This window comes from Corallococcus sp. AB049A, from assembly GCF_003668885.1.
GTDB lineage: Bacteria > Myxococcota > Myxococcia > Myxococcales > Myxococcaceae > Corallococcus > Corallococcus interemptor.
In genome coordinates this window covers 1-12,146 of record NZ_RAWL01000264.1, presented here as the reverse complement: position 1 = coordinate 12,146, position 12,146 = coordinate 1, and the positions used below count along the sequence as shown (strand labels likewise).

Genomic DNA, 12,146 nt, shown 5'->3' with positions numbered 1-12,146 from the left:
CTGGAGGAGCTTCGCCTGCCCCTCCTCCCCCACCTCCGGGAGGATGAGGTGGCGCCGGTAGCGCTCCTTCTGGTCGGCGGACAGCACCACCGGCTTCTCCACCGGGTAGGCCACGTCGCTCCAGCGGTTGTACCCGCCCGCGAGCGACGACACGCGCGTGTAGCCCATGTCCCGCAGCGTCCGGGCCGCGAGCGCGGACCGGGTGCCGCCCGCGCAGTAGAGGACCAGCTCCTCGTCGCGGTCCGCCTTCTCCTCGATGCGCAGCTCCAGGTAGCCCCGGGGGATGTGCACCGCGCCCGGGAGCCGTCCGCCCGCGTACTCGTCCGCCTCGCGCACGTCGATGAGCTTCACCTTCTGGCCGGTGACCAGCAGCTCACGGACGTGCTCGTGGGAGACCTCGCGGATCTCCTTCTTCACCTCTGACAGCAGCTCGCGGAACGTGGGCGCCATGGCGATTGCGTAACTACTCCAGCCGCTCCAGCACCAGCGGGCGGGCCGCGGGCGCCCGGTCGCCAAACCGGTAGGCCGCGAGCAGCCGCGCCTTCACGTCCTCCACGGGCCCGGCGTCGTTGTAGTGCACCTGCACCAGGGGCTCGCCCTGCTTCACCGCGTCGCCCACCTTCTTGAGCAGCGTGAAGCCCACGGCCGGGTCGATCTTGCTGTCCACGCGCTGCCTTCCTGCGCCCAGCGCCACCGCCGCCAGCCCCACCCCTTCCGTGTGGATGCCGGTGACGAAGCCGTCCTTCGGCGCCACCACGTCCGTCGTGGCCTTCGCGGTGGGCAAGAGCGAGTAGTCGTCGATGGAGCGCGGGTCGCCGCCCTGCGACTGGACGATCTCCTTCAGCTTCTTGATGGCGCTGCCGTCCTCCACGGAGCGGCGCAGCATCCCGCGCGCCTCCTCCACGTTGGCGGCCTTCTTGCCCAGCACCAGCATCTCCGCCGTCAGGGCGTAGGTGATTTCGGTGTAGTCGTCCGGCGCCTCGCCACGGAGCATGTCCACGGCCTCGCGGACCTCCAGGGCGTTGCCCACCTGGCGGCCCAGGGGCTGATCCATGTCCGTGAGCAGGGCCACGACCTTGCGGTTCATCTCCGCGCCCAGGCCAATCATGGTGCGGGCCAGCACGCGCGCGTCGTCCGCCGTCTTCATGAAGGCGCCGCTGCCCACCTTCACGTCGAGCACCAGCGCGTCGATGCCCTCCGCCAGCTTCTTGCTCATGATGGACGACGCGATGAGCGGGATGCAGTCCACCGTCGCCGTCACGTCGCGCAGCGCGTAGAGCTTCTTGTCGGCCGGGGCCACCTGGGCCGTCTGGCCGATGAGGCAGCACCCCACCTCGCGCACCAGCCGGCGGTAGTCCGCGGTGGACAGGTTCACGTTGAAGCCGGGGATGGACTCCAGCTTGTCCAGGGTGCCGCCGGTGTGGCCCAGGCCGCGGCCGGAAATCATGGGCACGGGCACGCCGCAGGCGGCCGCCAGGGGCGCGAGGCTCAGGGACACCTTGTCGCCCACGCCGCCGGTGGAGTGCTTGTCCACCTTGATGGCCGGCGTGTCGGAGAGGTCCAGGACCTCACCGGAGTGGAGCATGGCGCGGGCCCACGCCCCCAGCTCCCGCGAGTCCAGCCCCTTGAAGAAGATGGCCATGCACATGGCGGCCATCTGGTAGTCGGCCACGGTGCCGGCGGTGTACGCCTGGATGAACGCCTGGATGTCGGACGGGTCCAGCTTGCCGCCATCGCGCTTGGCCTTGATGAGCTCGTAGGGTTGCACGGGGCAAGGCCATATCAGAGGGAAAGCCCTGGCCGCATCTGGTAGATAGCCAGCCCCATGATGCTCCGCCGACTCCACGTGTTCGCCCTGGCCGCGCTCCTGTGCGCCTGCTCCAAGAAGCCCGAGGATGCCCCCAAGGCGCCCTCCCAGGCCTCCACCGCCACGAAGCCCTCCGAGGGAAGACCCGTGGTCGTGGGGCTCGTCATCGACGTGGGCGGCCGGGGTGACCACTCGTTCAACGACGCGTCCCTGCGCGGCCTGGAGCTGTGGGCCGCCGGCAAGAAGTACGAGGGCGGCAGGTACGTGGACGCCCCCGCTGGCGAAGTGCGTCAGTCCATCTCCTCCGACCTGGCGGCGCTCGCACCGGAAGTGAAGCCCCTGCCGATCCAGCCCCTGGTGCTCCAGAGCAAGGCGCAGGAGGACTACGCCCCCAACCTCCAGCTGCTCGTGGAACAGGGCGCGAAGCTGACCATCGGCAACGGGTACCTGCTGGCCAACGCGGTGCGCGACGTGGCCACCGAAAACCCGGACGCCAGGTTCCTGCTCATCGACAGCCAGCTGCTGGACGCGCAGGGCAAGCCCAAGTCGCTGGCCAACGTGCGCACGGTGCTCTTCAAGGAGCAGGAGGGCAGCTTCCTCGTGGGCGCGCTGGCGGGGCTCGTCACCAAGACGAACAAGGTGGGGTTCGTGGGCGGTATCGAAGTGCCCCTGATCAAGCGCTTCGACGTGGGCTACCGCGCGGGCGTGCGCACCACCAACGCGAAGGCGGCGGACGCGCTGATGGCCGTGTACACGGGCAGCTTCAACAGCGTGTCCGCGGGCAAGGAAGTGGCCCAGGACCTCATCGCCAAGGGCGCGGACGTCATCTTCCACGCGGCGGGCACGGACGGCCTGGGCGTCATCCAGGCGGTGAAGGAGGCGAGAGCGGCGGGCAAGACGGTGTACGCCATCGGCGTGGACTCGGATCAGTCGCACCTGGCGCCGGACGCCATCCTCACGTCCATGGTGAAGCACAGCGACCTGGCCGTGTACCAGGCGGCGAAGGACCTGGTGGAGGGCAAGCTCACGGCGGGTGAGCAGGTGCTGGGCCTGAAGGAGAACGGCGTGGGCATGGCGGACGTGCGCGTGGAGTTCCCGGGCAAGGCGGAGGCGCTCCAGAAGGTGGAGTCGCTGCGGCAGCAGATCCTCGCCGGGAAGATTTCCGTGCCGGGCACGCAGGCGGAGCTGTCCTCCTTCCAGGTCGCGCAGCCCTGATCTCCCTCCAGCACATCGCGAAGCGCTTCGGGTCGTGCGTGTCCCTGGAGGACGCGTCGCTGGACATCGCCCCGGGGGAACTGCTCGCAGTGGTGGGCGAGAACGGCGCGGGCAAGTCCAGCCTGATGAACGTGCTCTACGGGCTCTACCACCCGGACGCGGGCACGTTCCTCATGGACGGCAAGCCGGTGCGCTTCAAGAGCCCGCGAGACGCCATCGCGAGGGGCATCGGCATGGTGCACCAGCACTTCATGCTGGTGCCCACGCTGACGGTGGCGGAGAACGTGGTGCTGGGCCGCGAGCCCACGAAGCGCGGCCTGCTGGACCTGGACCGCGCCTGTGACGAGGTCGCGGCCACGGCGAAGCGCTTCGGCTTCCAGTTGGACCCTCGGGCCCGCGTGGACACGCTCACGGTGGGCTCGCAGCAGAAGGTCGAAATCGTCAAGGCGCTGCACCGGGGCGCGCAGGTCCTCATCCTGGATGAGCCCACCGCCGTGCTCACGCCGCAGGAGTCCGACGAGCTGTCGCAGGTGATGCGCGGGCTGGTGGCGCAGGGCCGCACGGTGGTGCTGATCAGCCACAAGCTGAAGGAAGTGCTGGGCGTGGCGGACCGCGTGGCGGTGATGCGCCGGGGCCGCACCGTCGCGGTGGTGCGCGCCAGCGAGACCACCGTCTCCGCGCTGGCCTCTCTGATGGTGGGTGAGGGTTCGAGGGGCGCCGCGATGACCGGCGTGCCCGCGGTCGCGGCCGGTACGCAGGCAGCGGAGACAGGCCCCGTCGTCCTGGAAGCAAAGGACCTGCGGGCCACGGGCGACAACGGCCGTCCGGCGCTCCAGGGCGTGAGCCTCACCGTGCGCGCGGGCGAAATCGTCGGCATCGCGGGCGTCGACGGCAACGGGCAGCGCGAGCTGGCGGAGGTGCTCACCGGCCTGCGCAAGCTGGACGGTGGAGAGGGCACGCTGCTGGGCGGTCCGCTGGCGGGGCTGACCCCGGCGCTGGCCAAGGCGCGCGGCGTGGGCCACGTCCCCGAGGACCGCCTGGCCCGCGCGGTGGTGAAGGCGATGACGGTGGAGGAGAACGTGGCGCTGGGCCGGCACCGTCAGCCGCCGTTCGCTCGCGGGCCGTGGGTGGACTTCAAGGGCCGCCGCGAGCGCACGAACCAGCTGTTGTCCGGCTACGACGTGCGCCCGAACGACCCGGTGGTGGCGCTCCAGGCGCTATCCGGCGGCAACCAGCAGAAGGTCGTGGTGGCGCGCGAGCTGGACGCGGAACCGAAGCTGCTCGTCGTCGTGCAGCCCACGCGCGGGCTGGACATTGGCGCGGTGGCGCAGGTGCATGAACGCCTTCGGGATGCGAAGGCGCGGGGGGCGGGAGTGGTGATGGTGTCGCTGGACCTGGAGGAGGTGCTGGCCCTGTCCGACCGCGTCTACGTCCTCTACGAAGGCCGCGTGACGGGACACTTCCCGCGCAAGGACCTGGACGAGCGCGCGCTGGGCCGCTGCATGCTGGGCGCGGAGGCAGGCCATGGGTGAGCGGACGCGGCAGGTGCTGCCGTCGGTGCTCTCCGTGCTGCTGGCGCTCGCGGTGTGCTGGCTGACCATCGCCCTCACGCGCGACGCGGACACCGCCACGCGCGCCTACCTCCAGATGCTCTGGGGCGGCGTGGGCAACTGGCCCGCGTTCCTGGAGGGCGGCAACTCCACCGCCGTGCTGCGCCCCCTGGGCGAGGCCGCGATGAAGGCCGCGCTGCTCACCCTCACCGGCCTGTCCGTGGCGGTGGCCTTCAAGGTGGGCCTGTTCAACATCGGCGCGCAGGGTCAGATGATCTGGGGCGCGCTGGCCGCGGCGCTCGTGGGCGCGCACGTGTCGCTGCCCGGCGTGCTGCACGTCCCGCTGGCCCTCATCGCGGCGGCGGTGGCGGGCGCGGCGTGGGCGAGCATCGCGGGCGTGCTGAAGCTCAAGCGCGGCGTGCACGAAGTGATTTCCACCATCATGCTCAACTGGGTGGCGGTGAGCCTCGTGGACAACTGGCTCGTCATCGGCCCGCTGCGCGCCGTGGCGGAGGGCGCGTCGTCCATCACCGGCACCGCCGAAATCCTCCCCTCCTCGCAGCTGCCCCGGCTGCTGGGCGACAGCTCGCGCCTCAACCTGGGCTTCCCGCTGGCGCTCGCCACGGCGCTGGGCGTCTGGGTGTGGCTGTCCCGCACGCGCTCCGGCTACGAGACGCGCGCCGTGGGCCTCACCCCGGAGGCGGCCCGGGCCGCGGGCATCCCCACGCTGTGGCGCGCGGGCGGGGCCATGGCGCTCGCGGGCGCGCTGGCGGGCCTGGCCGGCGCGGTGCTGGTGCTGGGCACGGAGGGGCGCTACCCGGGCTCGCTGGGCGCGCCGTACGGGTTCGACGGCATCGCCATCGCGCTCATCGGCAACAACCACCCGCTGGGCGCGGCGCTGGCCGCGACCGTCTTCGGCATCCTGCGCGCGGGCGGCACGCGCATGCAGCTCTTGGGCGTGCACAAGAGCTTCCCGGAGCTCATCCAGGGCTTCGCGCTGCTCTTCGTCGCCGGACGCATGGTGTGGCTCGCCCTGCTGGAGCGGCGCCAGAAGCGGGCGCTGGCGGAGAAGCCCGCCCAGGCCGGAGTGGAGGTGCCCCGTGCTTGAGGTGCTCCACTCGCTGCTCTTCTCCACCCTGGACGCGGCCCCCGCCCTGGTGTTCGCCGCGCTGGGCGCCATGCTCTCCGAGCGCGCCGGCGTGGTGAGCGTGGGCGTGGAGGGCATGATGCGCACCGGCGCCTTCTGCGCGGCCGTGGCGGCGCTCGTGATGCCCACGCCCCTGGCGGTCCTGGTGGGCATGGCCGCGGGCGCGGGCATCGCCGCGGTGCACGGCTTCTTGAGCATCCGCTGGCGGTCGGATCAGGTCGTCTCCGGCATGGCCCTCAACCTGGTGGCCATGGCCGGCGGCACCTTCCTCTTGGAATCCCTCTACGGCCCCAACGGCACGCCCGGCATCACCCAGCTGTCGCGCTGGAACCTGCCGGGCCTGTCCCACGTGCCGCTGTTGAGCGCGCTGTCGGGCCACTCGGCGCCCACGTACCTTGCGCTCACCCTGCCCTTCGTCTTCCACCTGCTCCTGTCGCGCACGCCGCTGGGCCTGCGCCTGCGCGCCGTGGGGGACAAGCCGCACGCGGTGGCCACGCTGGGCCTGTCCGTGCCCGCCCTGCGCTGGGGCGCGGTGCTGGGCGGCGGCCTCATGGCGGGCCTGGGCGGCGCGGTGCTGTCCACCGCCGTCCTGGACCGCTTCGAACAGCACACCCCCGCGGGCCTGGGCTTCATGGCCCTGGCCGCCATGGTGTTCGGCCGCTGGACGCCCCTGGGGGCCTTCGCCGCCGCGCTCTTCTTCGCCTTCGGCAACGCGCTGCGGATCGGCCTCGCGTCGAGTGCTCCCTGGCTCCTCGAGCTGGTCCCCCAGGGCTTCCTGCTCGCCCTGCCCTACCTGTTGACCCTCCTCGTCCTGGCGCTCCAGGGCCAGCGGGGCCACGCCCCCGCCGCGCTGGGCACGCCGTACGAACAGGAATCCCGCTGACCATTTTGAGAGGGAGCGGGTATCCAGGGACCCGGGTCCGAAAACACTTTTGGTCAGGTTCGACCTGCCAAATCTGAAGCGCGCACCTGCCCTGATGCGTCAGGTCATGCGTTGGCGCTCCGCCAACCCCCTGACCTTACTGGATCACGCTTTCCGGCCTTTCCAGTGTGGGCTGATCTGCCGTTGGGTGGACGTCCGGCATGCCGCTGGCATGGGAGTGCGACCATGTCGGATTGCGGACGGGATACCGGGCAGGCGGAGCATGTGGGCCTGAGCGATTCCGGGACGTGGTCCCCCGGATGCGGGACAGCGCCCGTGGGCGTTGGCCGGTCCGGTTTCCAGGCTGGGGTGGCATGAACATGCAGACGACGGCAACAGGCTCGACGTCACCCCAGCGCCCGCGAGTGATCGCGGTCGACGTGGAATCCAGCGGGGTGGAGCGGGTGCGCTCCATCCTGACGCCGGCGGGCTACGACGTGCTGCCCGCGCGCGGGACGACGGCCGCGCTGGAGGCGGTGTCGCGCCACTCCGCGGACCTGGTGCTGCTGGACGTGGAGCGGGCCCGCACGGTGGGCCTGGCCGCGTACCGGCGCCTTCGCGAGGAGCTCTCCCCGCCGCAGTTCCCCATCCTCATGCTCACGCCTTCCGCGGACCGCCAGACGCGCCGCGAGGTGATGGAGGCAGGTGTGGACGACTTGCTGACGACCGAACCCCTGGACCCGCTGGAGCTGAAGGTGCGCGTCCACACCCTGCTGGAGCTCAAGGCGCACCGCGAGCAGGGCGGCCTGCGTGAAGTGCTCCAGGACCCGCGCACGCGCTGGGTGCGCATGGAGCGCCTGGCGCGCGTGGGCACGCTGGCCGCGGACCTGGCCACGCAGATGGACCAGCTGGGCGTGGGCCTGCAGCGGGCGCTGGAGCACGTGCGCGCCCGCGCCGCCCAGGGGCTGCCGCCGGACTCGGCGGAGCTGCTCAAGCTGGGCGTGGCCGGCGAGCAGATGCGCCTGCACGGACAGCACCTCCTGTCCCTGGGCCCCTCGGGTCCCCAGGACATCCAGCGCTTCGATTTGCGGGAGGTGGTGCCGGAGGTGGTGTCCCGCCTGCGCGCCGCCGGGCGCCTGGGCCGCGCGGACGTGCGCGCGGTGCTGCCGGAGGACCCCATCGCCGTGGTGTTCAACCGCCGTCAGGTGGAGCAGGTGGTGGCGGAGCTGGTCTGCAACGCGGTGGACGCCGTGGAGGACGTGAAGGACCGTCCGCGCGTGGTGCAGGTGGGCGTGGAGCTGCCGGACATGTTCGGTGAGTTCGGCCCGCAGCTCTTCGTGAAGGACACCGGCATCGGCATCTTCGAGGACGAGCTGCAGGCCATCTTCTCGCCGTACTACACGACCAAGGCCCCGGAGAAGAGCGTGGGCCTGGGCCTCACGGTGGCGCGCACCCTGGTGGAGAGCATGGGCGGCAAGCTGACCGTGAAGAGCCGCGTCAACCTGGGCAGCACCTTCACGGTGGAGCTGCCCGAGCAGACGTCGTCCTGGTAGCGGCCGCACGGGCGGGGAAGGCCTCTCCCCGCCCGCGTGACGGCTAGAAGCGGTAGGCCACGCCCGCCAGCGCTTCCATCGTGAAGAAGCTGTCGTCGGCGCGCGGGACGATGGAGGGCCCCATCCGCAGGTTGAAGTTCACGTTGAAGTTGTTGTTCACGAAGTACTCCAGGCCGCCTCCGAAGAGGATGGGGATGACCGGCCCGATGCCCTCGCCGAAGTAGACGTTGAACGGCACGTCGAGGCCGGCGTTGATCATCAGCGCGCTGCCCACGGGGATGCCCACCACGAAGGCCACCGGCAGGGCCATGCCGAACATCGTGTTGTTCCGGGGGAAGTAGACGAATGGCCCCGGCTGGAAGGTGATGGCGAAGGCCACCTTGTCCGTCCGGGCAATCATCACCCGCAGCCAGCCCTGGAGCTTGAGGCCCGCGTCGGACGCGTCCACCAGGCCCTCACGGCCCCAGTTGAAGCTGAACTTGCCGCCGATATCCACGTTGTCCGAGCCGCCATGCAGCAGCCCCAGCGTCAGGCCGGGGAAGCCAATCTGGGCGCTGAACATGTTGCGGCCCGAGCCGACGGTGTCCGCCGCCAGCAGGGACCAGCCCTGCCCGCGCGCCATCGCCGTACCGGGGATGGCCAGGAGCACGGCCAGGAGGAAACCAGGAATCAAGCGCTTCACGAGGTTCCTTTCTTCGAAGGGCCGCGACAGGGGACGCGACCCGGGGGGTTGGTTCAGTTGAAGGGTGATTCAGGACTCAGGACTCAGGCGGGCTGGCCTCGATCACGCGCCAGCGCCAGGAAGGCGTCGATGAGGGCCGCCAGCTTCGCTTCCGCGCGCTGCCGGGCCTGGGGGAGCGGCTCGCCGGGGGCGGGCGTCTCCTTGTGCTCGAAGTAGTATTTGATCTTCGGCTCGGTGCCGGAGGGGCGCAGGGTGACGCGGCCGCCGCCCTCCAGCGCGAAGGCGACGACGTTGGACGGAGGCAGGCCGCCCTCGCCCTTCTGGTAGTCGCGCACGGCCGTCACCGGGAAGCCGCCGATGTTCGCGGGCGGGGACGCGCGGAAGGCCTGCATGATGGCGCGGATGGTCCGAGCGCCCTCGGAGCCAGGGAGCGTCACGTTGCGCTGGGCGCCCACGTGCAGGCCGAAGCGGCGCTGGATCTCCTCCAGGTAGCCCAGCACGGTGGTACCGCGCGCCTCGCACCACGCGGCCATGTCCGCGACGACCAGGGCCGCGCCCACGCCGTCCTTGTCGCGCGTGGCGGTGCCCACGGTGTAGCCCAGGGCCTCCTCGTAGCCGAAGACGAACTGCGTGCCTTCCTTCGCCGTGCGCTCCAGCGCGCGGTTGGCGATCCACTTGAAGCCGGTGAGCACCTCGTCGTACGCGGCGTCCAGCCCGCGCGCGATTTCACCCAGCTGCGTGGAGGACACGATGGTGGTGACGACGTGCGGACGCGCGCGCTTCGTCCCCTGCGTGAGGACGTAGTGCCCCAGCAGCACGCCCACCTCGTTGCCGGTGAGCAGGCGCAGCTTCCCGGACGCATCCCGCGCCATCACGGCGAGCCGGTCCGCGTCCGGATCATTGGCCAGCACCAGGTCCGCCTTCACGCGCTCCGCCGTGGCCAGGGACAGGTCCATGGCGCCCGGCTCTTCCGGATTGGGGAAGCGCACGGTGGGGAAGCGGCCGTCGGGCTGCTGCTGCTCGGCCACCGGCGTCACGCGCGGGAAGCCCGCCTCCTTGAGCGCGAGCGCCGCCCACGCGCCGCCCACGCCGTGCATGGCCGTGTAGACGATGGACAGCATGTCGCTGCCCTTGCGGTACAGGCGCAGGTCCAGGATGGCGCGCAGGTACGCGTTGCCCACGTCCTCCGGCAGGTCGCGCCACAGCCCCTTCGCGCGCCCCTCCGAGGGCGTGAGCAGCGGCACGGCGTTGGCGGGCTCCACCTTCGCGATGGCGTCCGCGATGCCCACGTCCTGCGGCGGGACAATCTGGGCGCCGTTGCCCCAGTAGACCTTGTAGCCGTTGTACTCGGGCGGGTTGTGGCTGGCGGTCACCATCACCGCGGCGGCGGCGTTGAGGTGCAGCACGGCGAACGCGGTGACGGGCGTGGGCACCGGCTCCGGGAAGACGTGCGCGGGGATGCCCTCCGCGACGAACACGGCGGCGGTGTCCTCGGCCAGCTCCTTGCTCAGGCGGCGCGCGTCGCGGCCCACCACCACGCCGCGCGTGGTGACGTCCGGCACGGTGGCCTTGAGGTAGCGCGCCAGGCCCGCGGTGGTGCGGCGCACGACGGCGCGGTTCATCCGGTTGGGGCCGGCGCCCAGCACGCCGCGCAGGCCCGCGGTGCCGAACTCCAGGTCCTGCGCGAAGCGGTCCGACAGGTCCGCCCAGTCCTGCTTCGCCAGCACATTGGCCAGCTCCGCCTGGGTCTCCGGATCCGGATCCGCCTTGCGCCAGGCCTCCGCCCGCTCCCTGAGTCCGGTGGTGTCCATCGCGCGTTGCCTCGTGGTTGGAGAAGGGGCTTCTTTCAGCCCTTGTAGTCGGTGAGGTGCTTGCGGCGCACCGGCCCCTTGGGGCCGTCCTTGTTGTTCTGGCACGCGACGCAGAACTCCGCGTAGGGCATGGCCTTCAGGCGCCCCAGGGGAAGCTCGTCGCCGCACTCCTCGCACTCGCCGAAGGAGTCCGGGTCCTCGCGCAGCTTGCCCAGGGCCTTCACCACGCGCGCCAGCGTGCCGTCCGTGTTGCGGTTCCGGCTGGACGCGATGGTCTGCATCATCTCGTTGAGGGGCTGCTCGTCCTCGTCGCCGCCCACGCGCGCCTCGTCGGTGCGGTTGGGCTCGATGCGCAGGGGCGTCTTCCCGCTCAGCTCCGCGTGGAGCGCGAGCAACTGCTGGAGGAAGTCCTCTCGCTGCTTCGGGGTCACGGTGCGTGCTCCGGGAAGGGGTCAGTACTGCGCGGTGGAGATCTGCCCGGTGACGATGGCCACGGACGCGGAGGCACCCAGGCGGTTGGCGCCCGCGCGGATGAGCTTCACGGCGTCCTCGGCGGAGCGCACGCCGCCGGAGGCCTTCACGCCCACGTCGTCGCCCACCACCGCGCGCATCAACTCGATGTCCTTCACCGTGGCGCCGCCGGGCCCGAAGCCCGTGGACGTCTTCACGAACGCGGCGCCCGCGGCCTTGGACAGCGCGCACGCGACGACCTTCTCCTCGTCCGTGAGGTGGCCCGTCTCCAGGATGACCTTCACGGGCACGGGGTGGCTGGCCTCCACCACCGCGGCGATGTCCTGGTGCACGCGCTGGTAGTCGTGCGCCTTGAGCGCGCCCAGGTTGAGCACCATGTCGATTTCGCGCGCGCCCGCGCGGATGGCCTCGCGCGCCTCGAAGGCCTTCGCGGACGACAGCGCGGCGCCCAGCGGGAAGCCCACCACGGCGATGGGGACGGCCGTCGCCCCGTCCAGCACGCGCGCGGCGGTGGCCACGTGGCAGCTGTTCACGCACACGGTGGCGAAGCCGTACTGCCGGGCCTCCTCGGCCACGCGCACGATGTCCTCCGCGCGCGCCTCCGGCTTGAGCAGCGTGTGGTCGATGTACGGGGCCAGGTCCGACGCCTTCACCAGGGTGGCCGGGTCCACGCGCGCGGTGGCCGTCTTGACGCCGGGCGGGCGCGGGGGCTCCGGGCTCAGGACGGCGGCGGGCGCGGGCGGAGCCGCCTCCTGCTGGACCTCCCAGGCGTGCAGACGGTGACGGGCCTGGTCGACCAGCTCTTCCAGGACGGTGAAGAAGGCTTCGGCGTCGGACGGCATGCCGCGCCCCTTAGCCCACTCCCGGGCCTCGGGGAAGCGCTCGCGGGAGGACGTAGCCGCCGGTCAACGCACGGGCTGCGAAGAATGGGAGCGGGGCTGTAGAGTTCCAACCCGTGAAGGTCTTCGCGCGGCTGCTCGCACTCCTTGTCCTCCTCTTCGCGGTGGTGCCGGGCCACGCGGCGGCGCCGTCCTCCCCGGCCCTGCCC

General features: G+C 71.4%; 11 protein-coding genes. 5 read left to right on the top strand and 6 right to left on the bottom strand.

Annotated features, from left to right (window positions below; translation table 11 throughout):
- On the bottom strand, positions 1-450 hold a 450-nt coding region (locus D7X55_RS25425), incomplete at its 3' end, for a rhodanese-like domain-containing protein (RefSeq protein WP_255425031.1).
- Positions 451-463: 13 nt separating this feature from the next.
- Positions 464-1,768: a thymidine phosphorylase gene (locus D7X55_RS25420; protein WP_120548965.1), complete on the bottom strand. Its 1,305-nt coding sequence runs from the start codon at positions 1,766-1,768 to the stop codon at positions 464-466.
- A 60-nt stretch (positions 1,769-1,828) separates the two neighbouring features.
- Between D7X55_RS25420 and D7X55_RS25415 the strand changes: the two genes are divergently transcribed.
- The 5 genes from D7X55_RS25415 (at position 1,829) to D7X55_RS25395 (ending at position 8,134) form a co-directional block, all read left to right on the top strand.
- Entirely contained in the window at positions 1,829-3,022 is a 1,194-nt protein-coding gene (locus D7X55_RS25415; RefSeq protein WP_121724437.1) for a BMP family protein, read from the top strand.
- A 38-nt stretch (positions 3,023-3,060) separates the two neighbouring features.
- Positions 3,061-4,554 carry an ABC transporter ATP-binding protein gene (locus D7X55_RS25410; protein WP_121724436.1) on the top strand — a complete coding sequence of 498 codons (1,494 nt, stop codon included), beginning with the start codon at positions 3,061-3,063 and terminating at the stop codon, positions 4,552-4,554.
- Positions 4,547-5,680 (top strand): ABC transporter permease, encoded by a 1,134-nt coding sequence (locus D7X55_RS25405; RefSeq protein WP_121724435.1) that lies wholly within the window; start codon positions 4,547-4,549, stop codon positions 5,678-5,680. Before D7X55_RS25410 ends, D7X55_RS25405 begins: the two co-directional genes overlap by 8 nt.
- Entirely contained in the window at positions 5,673-6,602 is a 930-nt protein-coding gene (locus tag D7X55_RS25400; RefSeq protein WP_121724434.1) for an ABC transporter permease, read from the top strand. Before D7X55_RS25405 ends, D7X55_RS25400 begins: the two co-directional genes overlap by 8 nt.
- A gap of 404 nt (positions 6,603-7,006) precedes the next feature.
- The gene (locus D7X55_RS25395; protein ID WP_233610055.1) at positions 7,007-8,134 is read left to right on the top strand and encodes a sensor histidine kinase; all 1,128 of its coding nucleotides are present in this window, start codon (positions 7,007-7,009) and stop codon (positions 8,132-8,134) included.
- Positions 8,135-8,177: 43 nt separating this feature from the next.
- On the opposite strand, the gene D7X55_RS25390 is transcribed toward D7X55_RS25395, so the two are convergent.
- From D7X55_RS25390 to deoC, 4 genes are all read right to left on the bottom strand, one after another.
- Positions 8,178-8,816 carry a hypothetical protein gene (locus tag D7X55_RS25390; RefSeq protein ID WP_199747136.1) on the bottom strand — a complete coding sequence of 213 codons (639 nt, stop codon included), beginning with the start codon at positions 8,814-8,816 and terminating at the stop codon, positions 8,178-8,180.
- A gap of 83 nt (positions 8,817-8,899) precedes the next feature.
- Positions 8,900-10,627, bottom strand: a complete 1,728-nt coding sequence (locus D7X55_RS25385) for a phospho-sugar mutase (protein WP_121724433.1) — start codon at positions 10,625-10,627, stop codon at positions 8,900-8,902.
- 35 nt (positions 10,628-10,662) lie between these two features.
- On the bottom strand, positions 10,663-11,058 hold the full coding sequence (locus D7X55_RS25380) for a TraR/DksA family transcriptional regulator (RefSeq protein WP_120548972.1): 396 nt from the start codon (positions 11,056-11,058) through the stop codon (positions 10,663-10,665).
- A gap of 21 nt (positions 11,059-11,079) precedes the next feature.
- The gene (gene deoC, locus D7X55_RS25375) at positions 11,080-11,940 is read right to left on the bottom strand and encodes a deoxyribose-phosphate aldolase (RefSeq protein WP_121724432.1); all 861 of its coding nucleotides are present in this window, start codon (positions 11,938-11,940) and stop codon (positions 11,080-11,082) included.
- Positions 11,941-12,146: the final 206 nt, after the last annotated feature.